At 54.1% G+C, this 15,824-nt stretch carries 10 protein-coding genes; 7 read left to right on the forward strand and 3 right to left on the reverse strand.

The features are described 5' to 3' along the window. Positions 1-61 precede the first annotated feature (61 nt). The gene (gene rcsC / locus V5P19_RS01395) at positions 62-2,908 is read left to right on the forward strand and encodes a two-component system sensor histidine kinase RcsC (protein WP_334399419.1); all 2,847 of its coding nucleotides are present in this window, start codon (positions 62-64) and stop codon (positions 2,906-2,908) included. Positions 2,909-2,983: 75 nt separating this feature from the next. On the opposite strand, the gene rcsB is transcribed toward rcsC, so the two are convergent. Both rcsB and rcsD read right to left on the reverse strand, forming a co-directional pair. Continuing rightward, positions 2,984-3,634: a response regulator transcription factor RcsB gene (rcsB, locus tag V5P19_RS01400; RefSeq protein WP_006176468.1), complete on the reverse strand. Its 651-nt coding sequence runs from the start codon at positions 3,632-3,634 to the stop codon at positions 2,984-2,986. A 16-nt stretch (positions 3,635-3,650) separates the two neighbouring features. Continuing rightward, positions 3,651-6,323, reverse strand: a complete 2,673-nt coding sequence (gene rcsD / locus V5P19_RS01405; RefSeq protein WP_334399422.1) for a phosphotransferase RcsD — start codon at positions 6,321-6,323, stop codon at positions 3,651-3,653. A gap of 741 nt (positions 6,324-7,064) precedes the next feature. Here rcsD and V5P19_RS01410 point away from each other — a divergent pair. From V5P19_RS01410 to mgtE, 6 genes are all read left to right on the forward strand, one after another. Next, entirely contained in the window at positions 7,065-8,156 is a 1,092-nt protein-coding gene (locus tag V5P19_RS01410) for a porin OmpC (protein WP_334399424.1), read from the forward strand. Positions 8,157-8,271: 115 nt separating this feature from the next. Next, positions 8,272-9,327: an FAD:protein FMN transferase ApbE gene (gene apbE / locus V5P19_RS01415; protein ID WP_334399426.1), complete on the forward strand. Its 1,056-nt coding sequence runs from the start codon at positions 8,272-8,274 to the stop codon at positions 9,325-9,327. Positions 9,328-9,399: 72 nt separating this feature from the next. Further along, the gene (ada, locus tag V5P19_RS01420; RefSeq protein ID WP_334401095.1) at positions 9,400-10,458 is read left to right on the forward strand and encodes a bifunctional DNA-binding transcriptional regulator/O6-methylguanine-DNA methyltransferase Ada; all 1,059 of its coding nucleotides are present in this window, start codon (positions 9,400-9,402) and stop codon (positions 10,456-10,458) included. Next, a complete protein-coding gene (gene alkB, locus V5P19_RS01425) occupies positions 10,458-11,114 on the forward strand; it encodes a DNA oxidative demethylase AlkB (protein WP_334399428.1) in 657 nt (218 codons plus the stop codon). Before ada ends, alkB begins: the two co-directional genes overlap by 1 nt. Positions 11,115-11,183: 69 nt before the next feature. Beyond that, a complete protein-coding gene (locus tag V5P19_RS01430; protein ID WP_334399430.1) occupies positions 11,184-12,827 on the forward strand; it encodes a multidrug ABC transporter permease/ATP-binding protein in 1,644 nt (547 codons plus the stop codon). A gap of 147 nt (positions 12,828-12,974) precedes the next feature. Next, the gene (gene mgtE, locus V5P19_RS01435) at positions 12,975-14,411 is read left to right on the forward strand and encodes a magnesium transporter (protein ID WP_334399433.1); all 1,437 of its coding nucleotides are present in this window, start codon (positions 12,975-12,977) and stop codon (positions 14,409-14,411) included. Here mgtE and V5P19_RS01440 read toward each other — a convergent pair. After that, the gene (locus tag V5P19_RS01440) at positions 14,374-15,663 is read right to left on the reverse strand and encodes a SulP family inorganic anion transporter (protein ID WP_334401097.1); all 1,290 of its coding nucleotides are present in this window, start codon (positions 15,661-15,663) and stop codon (positions 14,374-14,376) included. The genes mgtE and V5P19_RS01440 overlap by 38 nt on opposite strands. Positions 15,664-15,824: the final 161 nt, after the last annotated feature.

The following is a 15,824-nucleotide window of genomic DNA, read 5'->3' on the forward strand; positions in this document are numbered from 1 at the left end:
GGCGCGTTTACCGCTACCTTAACCACATTCTTTTTGACCCCGATGGCGGAGCCTCGCCCCTTTGAAATACCTTGTCTCCTTTCGTAGTACGCTGAAAATTTCTCGCTATCTTTTTCGGGCGCTGGCGCTATTGCTTTGGTTGCTGGTGGCGTTGTGCTCGGTGTTTTACATCGTTAACGCGTTAAACCAGAAAGAAGCCGAGATCCGTCAGGAATTTAACTTAAGCTCCGATCAGGCTCAGCGCTATATTCAGCGAACATCTGACGTAATGAAGGAACTGAAGTACATTGCCGAAAATCGCCTGACGGCAGAAAACGGAATTCTTGCCATCCGTGAGCGCAATGACAAAACTGAAGTGCCGGACTTTGAGCCGCTGTTCCCGGATTCCGACTGTTCCGCGATGGGGAATACCTGGCGCGGATCGCTAGAATCTCTCGCATGGTTTATGCGCTACTGGCGCGATAATTTTTCCGCGGCTTATGACCTGAATCGCGTTTTCCTGATTGGCAGTGAAAACCTCTGCATGGCGGATTTTGGCCTGCGCGATATGCCCGTTGAGCGCGATGATGCGCTGAAAAGCCTGCATGAGCGCATTGTGAAATATCGCAACGCGCCGCAGGACGAGCGTGGGAACAACATCTTCTGGATAAGCCAGGGGCCGCGCATGGGCGTTGGCTATTTCTATGCTCTGACGCCGGTGTATCTGGGCAATCGCCTGCAGGCGCTGTTGGGTATTGAACAAACCATTCGCATGGAAAACTTCTTCACGCCGGGCAGTCTGCCGATGGGCGTGACCATTCTGGACGAAAACGGCCATACCCTGATTTCCCTCACCGGCCCGGAAAACCGTTTGCAAGTCGATCCGCACTGGATGCAGGAGCGCGCGTGGTTTGGATATACCTCAGGCTTCCGTGAGCTGGTACTGAAGAAAAGTTTGCCGCCTTCCTCGCTGAGTATCGTCTACTCTCTGCCGGTTGACGTGGTGCTGGAGCGGATCCGCATTCTGATCATGAATGCGATTCTGCTGAACGTGCTGATGGGTGGGGCGCTATTTACCCTGGCGCGCATGTACGAACGCAAGATATTCATTCCTGCCGAAAGCGACGCCCAGCGGCTGGAAGAACATGAACAGTTTAACCGTAAAATTGTGGCCTCTGCGCCAGTAGGGATCTGTATCCTGCGTACGCAGGACGGTACCAATATCCTCAGTAACGAACTGGCGCACAACTACCTCAACATGCTCACGCACGAGGATCGACAGAGGCTCACGCAGATTATCTGTGGTCAGCAGGTCAACTTTGTTGACGTGCTGACCAGCACGCACACCAATCTGCAAATCAGCTTTGTCCACTCGCGCTATCGCAACGAAAACGTGGCGATTTGCGTGCTGGTAGACGTTTCTGCGCGCGTGAAGATGGAAGAGTCGCTGCAGGAGATGGCACAGGCGGCGGAGCAGGCGAGTCAGTCGAAATCAATGTTCCTTGCTACCGTCAGTCATGAGTTACGCACCCCGCTGTATGGGATTATCGGTAATCTCGACCTTCTGCAGACCAAAGAGCTGCCGAAAGGGGTCGACAGGCTGGTGACGGCGATGAATAACTCGTCGAGCCTGCTGCTGAAAATCATCAGCGATATCCTCGACTTCTCTAAAATTGAGTCCGAGCAGCTGAAAATCGAGCCTCGTGAGTTCTCGCCGCGCGAGGTGATGAACCATATCAGCGCCAACTATATGCCGCTGGTGGTGCGTAAACAGCTGGGGCTGTACTGCTTTATTGAGCCGGATGTGCCGCTGACGCTGCACGGCGACCCGATGCGCCTGCAGCAGGTAATTTCTAACCTGCTCAGCAATGCCATCAAGTTCACCGACATCGGCTGTATTGTGCTGCACGTGTGTCGGGCAGGGGATTATCTGAGTATTCGCGTGCGCGATACCGGCGTGGGTATCCCGGCAAAAGAAGTTGTCCGGCTGTTTGATCCGTTCTTCCAGGTAGGGACCGGCGTGCAGCGTAATTTCCAGGGTACCGGGCTGGGGCTGGCGATCTGTGAGAAACTCATCAGCATGATGGACGGGGATATTTCTGTGGATACTGAACCGGGCATGGGAAGCCAGTTCACGATCCGTATTCCGCTCTATTCGGCGCAGTATCCGACGAAAACAACGGTCGATGGATTGAGCGACAAGCGCTGCTGGTTGGCAGTACATAACGCGTCGCTAAATGACTACCTGACGGCACTCCTCACCCATAGCGGCGTGCGGGTATCGCGCTATGAAGGCCAAACGCCGGACGTGGACGATATGCTGATAACCGATGACGTGCTGGAACAGGCATGGCAGGGAAGAGGGGCGGTCATCTTCTGTCGCCGCCATATCGGTATTCCGCTTGAGCGTGCGCCTGGGGAGTGGATGCACAGCGTGGCAACGCCACACGAGCTGTTAGGCCTGCTGGCACGGATTTACAGCGTGCAGCTGGAGGACGGCGAGGGCTCTGCTGCGCTGCCGTCGCCGGAATCTCTGGCGCTGGAAAACGACGATATGATGATTCTGGTGGTGGACGACCATCCGATTAACCGTCGCCTGCTTGCCGATCAGCTCGGCTCGCTGGGCTATCAATGTAAAACCGCCAATGACGGCGTGGATGCCCTGAACGTGCTGAGTAAAAACCACATTGATATCGTCCTCAGCGATGTGAACATGCCGAATATGGATGGCTATCGTTTGACCCAGCGCATCCGTCAGCTTGGCCTGACGTTGCCGGTTGTCGGCGTGACGGCAAATGCGCTGGCGGAAGAGAAACAGCGCTGCCTGGAGTCAGGTATGGACAGTTGCCTCTCCAAACCGGTCACGCTGGACGTGCTGAAGCAGACGTTGTCTATTTACGCGGATCGCGTCAGGAAAACGAGAACATAAAAAAAGGCCCGAAAGGGCCTTTTATGCTTTTCACGAGAGGGACGAGTGAGGGCATAGGCCTCATCCCGTCTCGAATCAATCCTTATCCGACGCGCTCAGCGTAACGGAGGAGAGATAGTTCAGCAGCGCAATATCGTTATCCACGCCCAGCTTCATCATCGCTGATTTTTTCTGGCTACTGATGGTTTTAATACTGCGGTTCAGCTTCTTGGCAATTTCGGTAACCAGGAAACCTTCAGCGAACAGGCGCAGAACTTCACTCTCTTTCGGCGACAGACGCTTGTCACCGTAGCCACCCGCGCTGATTTTCTCAAGCAGACGAGAGACGCTTTCAGGCGTGAACTTCTTGCCCTTCTGCAGCGCGGCGAGCGCTTTCGGCAGGTCTGTCGGCGCGCCTTGCTTCAGCACAATCCCTTCAATGTCCAGATCCAGTACGGCGCTGAGGATCGCCGGGTTATTGTTCATGGTCAGAACGATGATCGAGATGTCCGGGAAGTGACGTTTAATGTATTTGATAAGCGTGATCCCATCACCGTATTTATCTCCGGGCATGGAGAGATCGGTAATGAGCACGTGCGCATCAAGTTTTGGGAGGTTATTGATCAGTGCTGTAGAGTCTTCAAATTCACCGACTACATTCACCCACTCGATCTGCTCAAGTGATTTGCGAATACCGAACAGTACAATCGGATGGTCATCGGCAATAATTACGTTCATATTGTTCATGTATAAGGCTACCTTGCTACAGCAAGCTCTTGACGTATGCGTCAATGTCGCTGATGTATTTTTCAATGCCAGAGGCATCTTTCTCACGAATTAGATGTTCCAGCGTTTCACATAACTGCTTGCCGGGAACCAGATTAAGCATGGCAAACACCCCTTTAAGCCGGTGTGCTGTCTGTGCCAGCGCCGCAAAATCATTCGCAGCGGACTCAGTATACAACCGCTTAACATCATCTGGAACTGTATCAACAAAGAGTGAATAGTAGCCGCTGGCATGGAGCTCGGCATTTTCATTGCCGCCTAACGGTGATTCCGTTATCTCTTCCTGCGCCAGTTGCTCTTCTATAAGTTGTAGTACAGCTTCCTGCATTGCATTGCTCATATTAAAGTTGACGCGCAGCTGGCCTGGGCCGATTTTTCGCACGCCTGACTCATCATCGCTTAAAAGCAAGCCGGAGGCAGTAAGATTAGACGGATTATCAGTTAAAAACAGATCAAATTCTTGACTCGCGAGTCTTTCATCCGGGGTAATGCATGCCGCCCCCCAGTTTTCTAGCTGACGAACCACGATATTGCGGATTTCGTTGGAGGTGACATCCACCATCACGATGACATCATCCAGCAGGCGTTCTTCATCTTCTTCCTGTGGATTAGCGGTCATTTTCACGTGCAACGAATAACGCGTTCCCAGCGAGTCGCGCGCCTTGATATTGAGATGACCACCCAGCTTGCGCGCCAGCTGATCGCACAGCCAGAAGGTCAGGGCGTTCGCTTTACCGTAATGATCGCTCTGGGTGTCGTTCAGGAATGGGAAGTGCAGATTATCGATCTCACTCACCGTTACGCCTTCACCGGTGTCCAGAATGCGGAACGTCAGGCGATCTTCTGTAGATTCATCGGTGCTGACTTCAAGCGTGATCTTCCCAATCTGGGTAGTGGTCACCGCGTACTGGAAGAGCATCAGCAGGATCCGGCGCAGCGCTTCGCGATCGCCGTGACGCTCGTCATTCGCCGGTAGATGGTTGTTGATAAGCAGCTGCAGCCCTTTGCGCTTAATCACGGGCAGTACCTCGGGCACCACTTCATCGATCAGATTCTGAATTGAAAAGAGCGTTGGGGAGCTTTTCCAGATGTCATTTTCCAGCATGTTTGCCAGCTGGATCTCATCCACCAGGCGCACCAGCGCATCCGCCTGGCTCGCAAGCTGATGGCTTTCAGGCGTGCCCATATCAGCAGCCTGTGTGGCCAGCGTTTTTAGCGGCTTCTTGAAGGCATCACCAATATTCTGCATAAAGGCAGCGCGGCCCTGCTGGTTTTTCTCATACAGCCTTTGCGCCTGCTTGAGTTTTTTATTCACCAGCACTTCTCTGTCCTGATCGCGGATCACGAAGATTTGCGTGCGTGAGGCGACCTGGCTGCGGAACTGACGGATCTCGTACAGTTCATTATTGATGGTCGCCTGAATCACCCCCTGATGCTGATCCGCCATCGTGGTGATATTTTGCAAATTCAGGTGCGGCAGCAGATGGTCAGCAATTTTATTGCTCATTACCGTGCGGTTTGCTTCCTGATCGTGAACTAATACGCCAAGCGGCAGCACGGAGACGATCTCTTCGTTCAGGGCGCGTAACACCCGCAGTTCATTACTGGAACCTACGCTCGGTGAAGTGGATTCACTCTGACGTCCGGGCTGCGAGCGGAACGTGCTGTAACCAAACAGCGCCAGCGCCAGCAGGCCGATATTCAGCAGCAGAGGTAACAGGATATTTTGCAGGGTGTCGAGCAGCAGCGTACCGAACGGCACCTGCCACACCAGGCGCATACCGGTTGAGTTCAGCGAAGAGGCGATCTCAATCTTCGAGCCGTTAAACGAGATAGAAACGCTCTCTGCAGCCTCTTTTTCCGGTGGCGTGCGCATATTCTGCGTGCTGTTATCGGGCTCGAGGCGGAAGCTGTCCAGCGGCATATCCGGTGGAATCAAATCATTGATGGGCAGGTCGAAGGCGACCACTGTTGCGAGATGGCCCGGCTGGTTAAACGTGGTGCGCAGGGTAAAGTAGTGCCCATTTTGCCAGGCCAGGCGGCGCAACGATGAGAAGCTCTCGCGTTCATCAAGCGCATTTGCTTGCTGTAGCATTTCTGCCCGGCGTGAATCAACGATGCTGCCTACGGTCGTCTCTTTGAAACCGGAAGAAAGATCCTTCAACGGCAAGGTCGAGATCAGGATCATGCTGTTGTCCTGACCGTTCAGATAGTACATCGACCACGGTACCGTCTCGGCACCCCAGAGGGTATCAAGATAGGTTGAAATGCGCTGCGTCATCTCAAGCGTCGCGCTGTCGTGAGAGCCAAAGATAAGTGCCTCAGTTTTGCGCTGCGGTTTTTCGAGATAATAGACATCCTGCTTCAGGCGCGTCTCCTGAAGTCCTTCTCCTGAGGATGTCGTTGGGGCGGCAGCGATATTGTCGTAAATCTGCCAGGTGGCATAGCGCCAGGTATCAATGCGCTTGTGTACGGCATGAGTGATATCAACGACCTGATAGCTTTTATCCTTCAGCCAGGCGTTCACCGCACTCTGAACCATGACCCCCATCGTCACTAACAGCACGATGATCAATAAAAGAAAGAAACGGGTGATGCTCCCGGGAAGAAGAGAGAACTTACTTGAGGCGGTGGTCTCAGACTGACTCATTGATATATTTAACCCGTGATGACCGTGCTTTAAGGGGATACGGCAGTATAAAGGGTAATAATTGAATTTCCAGCGTCGATACCTGTTAACAGGCGACTTTTTCGGCTGGAATAGCGTGCGTGCGCGTTGTGCTAAACGTGTACAAACCGACGAGAAATGTACAAATAAAATACAACGCAGAGTAGGGAATAGCACGAATAAACAAGAAATTAAGTTTTGCGGTTATGTTTAGCCTGGAGGAAAAGTTTCGAAGATGTTTAGTTAATAGTCGTTATAATTTCATGGTGGTAGCACAAAATAATTATAGTTACGTAAAGAAAGGTAAAAAAAAACCGAATGCAGTGCATTCGGTAGAATTAGGGATAAACAGACATTCAAAGCTGAATGACGGTAATAAATAAAGTTAATGATGATAGCGAGAGTTATTTTAGTGATTTGCCCTTATTTTGTTTTGTCATTCAGTGCTGTAACAAAAATTATACTAACTTGTTGATTTTAAATGCAACTTATCTTGATTTGATTAAACGTGCTATATTTTTAAGCTCTTAGTGCTTTGTAAAAGTTCCCGATCATTTACAAAATGAAACATCTTGATAGAACAATGAAACATCTTCAAAGTTTTCGTATCATATTCCCATTGGATTATTCTGTAATTTTGAGGAGAATGAAGTTGCCGACTGGTTAAGAGGGTTAACCAGTGAGCAGTGGCAATAATAAGGCATATAACAGAGGGTTAATAAAATGAAAGTTAAAGTTCTGTCCCTCCTGGTACCAGCACTGCTGGTGGCAGGCGCAGCAAATGCGGCTGAAATTTATAACAAAGACGGCAACAAATTAGATCTGTACGGTAAAGTCGACGGTCTGCACTATTTCTCCGATGACGATTCTCAGGATGGTGACCAGACCTACATGCGTCTCGGCTTCAAGGGCGAAACCCAGGTTAACGATCAGCTGACCGGTTACGGCCAGTGGGAATACCAGATTCAGGGCAATTCCGGCGAAAACGAAAACAACTCTTGGACGCGTGTGGCGTTCGCGGGGCTGAAATTTGGCGATGCGGGTTCATTCGACTACGGCCGTAACTACGGTGTTGTTTACGATGTGACCTCCTGGACCGACGTTCTGCCGGAATTCGGCGGCGACACCTACGGTGCTGACAACTTCATGCAGCAGCGCGGTAATGGTTTCGCGACCTACCGTAACAGCGATTTCTTCGGCCTGGTTGATGGCCTGAACTTCGCTGTTCAGTATCAGGGCAAAAACGGTAGCGTAAGCGGTGAAGACCAGACCAACAACGGTCGTGATGCGCTGCGTCAGAACGGTGACGGCGTCGGCGGTTCTATCACTTACAACCTGGGTGAAGGCTTCGGCATCGGTACGGCTGTGTCCAGCTCTAAGCGTACCAGCTCTCAGAACGATTTGGCTTACGGTAATGGCGATCGCGCTGAAACCTACACCGGCGGTCTGAAATACGACGCGAACAACATCTACCTGGCTGCTCAGTATACTCAGACCTACAACGCAACTCGCGCGGGCGATCTGGGTTGGGCAAACAAAGCGCAGAACTTCGAAGTGGTTGCTCAGTACCAGTTCGACTTCGGTCTGCGTCCTTCCGTAGCATACCTGCAGTCTAAAGGTAAGGATTTGGAAAACGGCTACGGCGACCAGGATATCCTGAAATATGTTGACGTTGGCGCGACCTACTACTTCAACAAAAATATGTCCACCTACGTTGATTACAAAATCAACCTGCTGGATGAGAACGACTTCACTCGCAGCGCGGGTATCGGTACTGACGATATCGTAGCGCTGGGTCTGGTGTACCAGTTCTAATCGCTTTTCGGTGTGACTCAGGGGCCTATTGGCCCCTTTTTTCATGCTTTTTTGGGGTCTTACAATTCTCCCTTTTTGGTGTACTCTTGCCGCCCTGGCATGAGGATAATAACGAATGGACATGACTTTTTTACGCGCCAGCTTCCTGGCAACCCTTTTTTTCCTCACAGCATGTGACGGTTCTGTACCTCCAGCTAAAACCGAGGCGCCAGCGGCGACGGTTCTGGAAGGAAAAACGATGGGCACATTCTGGCGCGTTAGCGTGATGAACCTCGATAAAGCTCGCGTTGACGAGCTGCGCGGTAAAATTCAGTCTCAGCTAGACGCCGACGATCAGCTGCTTTCCACTTATAAAAAAGACTCGGCGCTGATGCGTTTTAACTTGTCCACCAGTACCTCCCTCTGGCCGGTGAGCGAAGCGATGGCCGATATCGTGACCGTTGCGATGCGGGTAGGCTGGAAAACCAACGGCGCGATGGACGTGACCATCGGGCCGCTGGTTAACCTCTGGGGATTTGGCCCTGACAAGCAGCCGGTCACCACGCCCGATCGGGCGGCCATTGATGACGCCCGTGCCCGAACGGGATTGCAGCATCTGACGGTCATCAATCAGTACGGGCAGCAGTACCTGCAAAAAGATATTCCCGATCTGTTTGTCGATCTTTCAACCGTGGGGGAAGGGTACGCTGCGGATCACCTGGCCGCGCTGATGGCGCAGGAAGGTATTTCCCGGTACCTGGTTTCCGTGGGCGGCGCGTTAGTGAGTCGCGGTATGAACGCCAGCGGTAAACCGTGGCGCGTCGCCATTCAAAAACCGACCGACCAGCAAAATGCCGTCCAGGCGATTGTGGATATCAATGGGCACGGCATCAGCACCTCCGGAAGCTACCGTAACTATTACGAGCTTGACGGGAAGCGTATTTCGCACGTCATTGACCCGCAGACCGGGAGCCCAATCACGCATAACCTGGTCTCAGTCACGGTGATTGCACCGACCGCCCTGGAAGCCGATGCCTGGGATACCGGTTTGATGGTTCTTGGCACTGAAAAAGCGAAAGAGGTGGTGCGTCAGGAAGGTCTGGCGGTCTTCATGATCGTCAAAGAGGCCGACGGGTTTAAGACCTGGAGTTCGCCGCAGTTTAATAGCTTCCTGGTGAGTGAAAAAAATTAAAAAGCAAGGTTGCGGGTTTTTGTCCGCTGGCACTCAGGCACGCTGTGTATATGCTTGTAAGAGGAGTCCATGATGAAAAACGTCACCTTTATTACCGATGAGGATCGCTGGCTGGCCGTGCAGGCCCGCGATCCGCGTGCTGATAATCAGTTTGTCTTTGCCGTACAGACGACGGGGATTTTTTGCCGACCGTCCTGCCGTGCCCGCCGCGCGCTGCGTAAAAACGTCCGTTTTTATCCCGATGCTCAACAGGCTGCGCTGGCCGGATATCGCCCTTGTAAACGCTGTTTGCCGGATAAATACGATCCGCAGGAACAGACGCTGGCAAAAGTTGAGCAGGCCTGCCGTTTGCTCGAACAGGATCCCTCATTGACGCTGGAGGCGCTGGCGCACCATGTAGCCAGCAGTCCTTTCCATTTCCATCGCCTGTTTAAATCCGTGACGGGGATGACGCCAAAAGCCTGGCAGCAGGCGGCGCGGGATCTGCGCCTGCGCACCGCGCTGGCGCAGGGGGATAAAATTACTGATGCGGTTCTGGCGGCAGGGTTCCCCGACAGCAGCAGCTATTACCGTAAAGCCGATGCTGCCCTCGGAATGACGGCGAAGCAGTACCGAAAAGGAGAGGCTGCCGTGCACTATGCTGTCAGTGATTGTTCGTTAGGCCGTTGTCTGGTGGGGGAAAGCGAGCGAGGGATCTGTGCGATATTGCTGGGTGATGATGATGCGACGTTACTTGCAGAGCTGTTAACGCTTTTTCCAAATGCGGAACAAGAACCCCTCGAAGGTGACTTCGCCCGGCGCATCCAGCAGGTGATTGCCAGTGTTGATAGCCGCTCTGTACCGCTGGCGCTGCCGCTGGATATTCGCGGAACCGCTTTTCAGCAGCAGGTATGGCAGGCGCTGCGCGCCATTCCCTGCGGTGAAACGGCAAGCTACCAGCAGGTGGCGCAGAGGATGGGGAAACCCGGTGCGGTTCGCGCGGTGGCGGGAGCCTGTGCTGCAAACAAACTGGCGGTAGTCATTCCCTGTCATCGTGTGGTTCGCAACAACGGGGCGCTTTCGGGTTATCGCTGGGGAACTACGCGAAAGGCGCTATTGCTGCAACGTGAGGCAAAAAGCCAGGAGGAATAATGCTCGATCTTTTTGCAGATGCTGAACCCTGGCAGGAGCCGCTTGCGCCGGGGGCTGCGATCCTGCGTCGCTTTGCGCTCTCCCGCGCGACCGCGTTGCTTGGCGGGATTGACGACGTTGCGGCGGTCTCGCCGTTTCGTCACATGGTCACGCCGGGGGGCTATACTATGTCGGTTGCGATGACCAACTGCGGCAGGCTGGGCTGGGCGACGAACGACCGGGGCTATCTTTATGCCCCGAACGACCCCATCACCGGGCAGCCGTGGCCGCCTATGCCTGACGTCTTTCGTGCGCTCTGCCATGACGCTGCCGTTGAAGCGGGATACGCTGACTTTACACCTGACGCGTGTCTGGTGAATCGCTATGCCGTGGGCACAAAACTTTCGCTGCATCAGGATAAGGATGAACCCGACCTGCGCGCGCCCATTGTTTCCGTCTCCTTAGGCTTGCCGGCTATCTTTCAGTTTGGCGGATTGCGTCGCAACGATCCGCTTAGGCGCCTGATGCTGGAGCATGGCGACGTGGTGGTATGGGGTGGGGCATCAAGGCTGTTCTACCACGGCATTCAGCCGCTTAAGCCGGGGGCTCATCCGCAGACGGGTGCGTTTCGCTTTAACCTGACTTTCCGGCAGGCTGGGTCTGGTGAACAAAAATAAGAATTATTCTTGATGTAAGCGTAAGGCAGTTTACACTGCTGGCTGTTTTTTCTTGTCCGGATTGCCTGCATGCAACTACTTCTCCTTGTCTGGCGTCAGTATCGCTGGCCCTTTATTGCGGTAATGGCGCTAAGCCTTGCCAGCGCTGCTTTAGGTATTGGCCTGATCGCGTTCATTAACGTGCGTCTGATTGAAATGGTCGATACCTCGCTGTCCGTTCTGCCGGAGTTTTTAGGCTTACTGCTGCTGTTAATGGCGGTCACGCTCGGTTCACAGCTGGCCCTGACCGCGCTCGGCCACTATTTCGTTTTCCGTCTGCGCAGCGAGTTCATCAAGCGTATTCTCGACACCCAGGTTGAGCACATTGAACAGCTTGGCAGCGCCTCGCTGCTGGCGGGGCTGACCAGCGATGTTCGGGCGATTACCATCGCGTTTGTTCGTCTGCCGGAACTGGTGCAGGGGATCATCCTGACGTTTGGCTCTGCGGCATATCTTGCCTGGCTTTCCACCAAAATGCTGGCCGTCACCGCGCTGTGGATTGTCATTACCATCTGGGGCGGCTTCCTGCTGGTGTCGCGCGTCTACAAGCACATGGCGGTGCTGCGTGAAACCGAGGATAAACTCTACAATGATTACCAGACGGTGCTGGAAGGACGCAAAGAGCTTACGCTGAACCGCGAGCGCGCCGAGCATATCTTTAATAACCTCTATATTCCCGATGCGCGCGAGTATCGCCATCATATTATTCGCGCCGATACCTTCCACCTGAGCGCGGTGAACTGGTCGAACATTATGATGCTGGGCGCCATCGGCCTGGTGTTCTGGATGGCTAACAGCCTGGGCTGGGCCGACACCAACGTAGCAGCAACCTACTCGCTGACGCTGCTGTTCCTGCGCACGCCGCTGCTCTCGGCTGTCGGCGCACTGCCAACCTTGCTGAGCGCGCAGGTGGCATTTAACAAGCTCAAAAAATTCGACCTTGCGCCGTTTAAGGCGGAGTTCCCGCGCCCGCAGGCGTTTCCGAACTGGCAAACCCTCGAGCTTCGTAACGTCACGTTCCGCTATCAGGACAATGCCTTTTCCGTTGGGCCGGTCAATTTGACCCTGCATCGTGGCGAGCTGGTGTTCCTGATTGGCGGTAACGGCAGCGGAAAGTCGACCCTGGCGATGCTGCTAACCGGGTTATACCAGCCGCAATCGGGTGAAATTTTGCTGGATGGGCAGGCGCTGAGCGCAGAGAAACCGGAGGATTACCGCAAGCTCTTCTCCGCGGTGTTTACTGACGTCTGGCTGTTCGAACAGCTGCTGGGGCCTGAAGGGCAGCAGGCTAATCCGGCTCTGGTGGAAAAGTGGCTTACGCATCTGCAGATGTCACACAAGCTGGAACTGCAGGACGGTAAAATTCTCAACCTGAAGCTTTCCAAAGGCCAGAAAAAACGCGTGGCGCTGCTGCTGGCGCTGGCAGAAGAGCGTGACATCATCCTGCTGGATGAATGGGCGGCCGATCAGGATCCTCATTTCCGCCGCGAGTTTTATCAGGTGCTGCTGCCGCTGATGCAGGCGATGGGGAAGACTATCTTTGCCATCAGCCATGACGATCACTACTTCATTCACGCTGACCGACTGCTGGAGATGCGCGACGGCAAGCTGAGCGAGCTGACTGGCGAAGAGCGTGACGCTGCGTCTCGTGATGCGGTGGCGCGTACGGCCTGATGCCCTGCCTTAACCCTCTCCCGGTGGGAGAGGGGATAATTAACCGCCAATACGCGGCTTTTTTGTCCATCCCGCCCCATTGTTTATTCTTATTTACATATCCCCGCGCTATGCTTGATGTCATCTCATTTCATGGATTTATGATTGATGTCGGTATTAAAGAAAAACAGCGCACGACAGCGTGACCAGGAGCGTGCGCGACTCGTCTGGCTACTTACGACGGATAAAGCCGTCACCTCTACGCTACTCGGCAAATTGACCCTGGCTGAGCAATATGATGTCGGCACCCTTGCCGACGATATTGCTGAGGTAGGTGCGCTGGTTGCCCATTTACCCCCGCCCGATCTGGCGGATACCCTGGAGGCACTGCCTTCAGAAGAGCGTCACGCCCTGTGGCGTCTGGTTCAGGATCACGAGCGAGGGCAGGTCCTGCTCGAAGCCTCAGAAAACGTCTGGGACGACCTCATCGATGAGATGAGCGACCGGGACATCCTCGACGCGCTGCAAACGCTGGATATCGACGAGCAGATTTATCTTGTTCAACACCTGCCGCGTAACCTGACGGGACGCCTGCTGGCCTCGCTGCCTGCTGAAGAACGCGCGCGCGTGCGTCAGGTGATGCACTACGAGAAAAACACCGTCGGCGCCATCATGGAGTTTGGCGTCATTATGGTACGTCCGGACGTGACCCTCGGGACGGTGCAGCGATATTTGCGGCGCCTGGGCAGTATGCCGGACAACACCGATAAGCTGTTTGTCACCTCTCGGGATAAAACCCTGCTCGGCGAGCTGGAGCTGAAAACGATCCTGCTGAACAGCACCCAGCGGCGGGTGAGTGAGGTCATGGAAACCGAGCCCATGGTTTTCTCCCCGGAAGACGATGCCGAAAAAGCGGCGCGTACCTTCGAACGTGATGACCTTGTGAGCGCGGCCGTTGTGGATTCCGTGGGTAAACTGATGGGGCGTCTGACCATCGATGAGATCGTTGACGTGGTCTATGAAGAGACCGATAACGATTTACGCGCGCTCGGTGGGATCAGCGCGGAAGACGATGTGCATGCTTCCGTCGGTAAAGCGGTAAAAACCCGCTGGGCCTGGCTTGCCATTAACCTGTGTACTGCCTTCATCGCCTCTCGCGTGATCGACGGTTTTGAACACACCATTTCGCAGCTGGTGGCGTTAGCCTCCCTGATGCCTATCGTGGCGGGAATTGGCGGGAACACCGGGAACCAGACCATCACCATGATCGTCCGCGCCCTGGCGCTGGAAAAAATTCAGCCGGGCAACTTCGCTTACCTGATCTTTAGGGAAATGGGCGTCGCGCTGATTAACGGCCTGGTGTGGGGGGGTATTATGGGCGGCGTGACCTGGTGGCTTTACGACGATATGGCTCTGGGCGGCGTTATGATGCTGGCGATGGTGCTCAACCTGTTGGTTGCGTCAATGATGGGGGTCATCATCCCGCTGACGATGACCAAGCTGGGACGCGACCCCGCGGTGGGGTCGAGCGTGATGATCACCGCCATCACCGATACTGGCGGTTTCTTTATTTTCCTGGGGCTGGCGACGATTTTTCTTCTTTGATTCGTCGCGTAATGCGGGCGGGAAGCAGCGCCATAACAACAATCCCGCCCAGTACGCCGATGGCCAGGTTACCGGTTGATACTGTTGCTGCAACGGTCACCAGCATGACGACCGTTTCTGCAACGGGTGCACCTTTGATCGTTGCGGGCTGAAGGCTATGCCAGCTGAAGGTTTTGAAGGCGACAATGGCCATGATCCCAGCCAATACGGCCATCGGGATTTTAGCCATCACCTCACTCAGCGCGGTGACCAATACCAGTAGCACAACCGCTGCGGCGAGGGTAGAAATGCGGCTTCGACCTTTGCCCATCTCCACGTTGACGATGGTTTGCCCAATCATCGCGCAGCCCGCAATACCGCCATATAACCCGGCCAGAATATTGCCCACGCCTAACCCGATACTTTCGCGACGTTTGCTTGAGGGCGTCGCCGTCAGTTCATCCACCAGTTTCGCCGTCAGCAGAGATTCCAGCAGCCCGACAAAGGCGATGCTCAACGCGCACGGCCAGATGATGCTCAGCGTCTGCATATTGAGCGGAACCCGCAGTTCGGTTAAACCCGGCAGGCCGCCGCTCATCGAGCCTTCATCACCCACCGTTGGCAGGATTTGTCCGGTGGTGACGGTGAACAGCGTTAACAACACAATTGCGATCAGCGGTGAGGGGATGCTTTTTATAAAGCGCGGTACCCACAGGACAATTAATAGCGTCAGCACAAAGAGGCCCACAATCAGCGGGCTTCGGCTCCAGAAGTGAGGCACCTGCGCGAAGAAAATCAATATCCCGAGGGCGTTTACAAACCCGGTCATAACGGACTGAGGTATGAAGCGCATTAGCCGTGCCATGCCAAGGACGCCAAACAGGATTTGAATGACGCCGGCCATCAGAACGGCAGGAAGGATGTACTGTACGCCGTGCAGATGCACCATCGGGCCAATGACCAGCGCTACGGAACCGGCTGCAGCCGTCACCATCGCCGGACGACCACCAAGAATCGAAAGGGTCAGGCACAGCACCACGGAGGCAATCAGGCTGACTTTCGGATCAACGCCCGCGACGACGGAAAATGAGATCACTTCCGGGATCAGGGCGAGGGCGGTAATCACGCCCGCCAGCGTTTCACGCATCAGTTGCTTAGGAGAACGCAGGACGGTGGCAACATGGCCTTCAGGGGATACGGCAGAGTGAGGTAATGACATAACAGTTCGCTGGTTGAGGCAGGCTTCCGTGCGCGCGATCACAAAGTGCAGCATAGTAGCCACAAAATCCCGTCATTGCCAGCTACTGGCACAATCCCCTACAAACAATCCATCATTAAATTTCACAATTACAATAATTTCGTAACCTTTAAACAATATTTAAAAGTTGCTACCGTGCCCCCGCAGCTTTTTTCACCTGCAATTTCCACGCATCA

It is taken from the genome of Enterobacter sp. UNJFSC 003 (assembly GCF_036903355.1).
Lineage (GTDB): Bacteria > Pseudomonadota > Gammaproteobacteria > Enterobacterales > Enterobacteriaceae > Enterobacter.

Excerpts from the sequence above, each read along its gene's own strand:
- rcsB (WP_006176468.1), bottom strand. The coding sequence starts at position 3,634 with ATGAACAATATGAACGTAATTATTGCCGATGACCATCCGATTGTACTG.
- rcsD (WP_334399422.1), bottom strand. The coding sequence starts at position 6,323 with ATGAGTCAGTCTGAGACCACCGCCTCAAGTAAGTTCTCTCTTCTTCCC.
- V5P19_RS01410 (WP_334399424.1), top strand. The coding sequence starts at position 7,065 with ATGAAAGTTAAAGTTCTGTCCCTCCTGGTACCAGCACTGCTGGTGGCA.
- apbE (WP_334399426.1), top strand. The coding sequence starts at position 8,272 with ATGGACATGACTTTTTTACGCGCCAGCTTCCTGGCAACCCTTTTTTTC.
- ada (WP_334401095.1), top strand. The coding sequence starts at position 9,400 with ATGAAAAACGTCACCTTTATTACCGATGAGGATCGCTGGCTGGCCGTG.
- alkB (WP_334399428.1), top strand. The coding sequence starts at position 10,458 with ATGCTCGATCTTTTTGCAGATGCTGAACCCTGGCAGGAGCCGCTTGCG.
- V5P19_RS01430 (WP_334399430.1), top strand. The coding sequence starts at position 11,184 with ATGCAACTACTTCTCCTTGTCTGGCGTCAGTATCGCTGGCCCTTTATT.
- mgtE (WP_334399433.1), top strand. The coding sequence starts at position 12,975 with ATGTCGGTATTAAAGAAAAACAGCGCACGACAGCGTGACCAGGAGCGT.
- V5P19_RS01440 (WP_334401097.1), bottom strand. The coding sequence starts at position 15,663 with ATGCTGCACTTTGTGATCGCGCGCACGGAAGCCTGCCTCAACCAGCGA.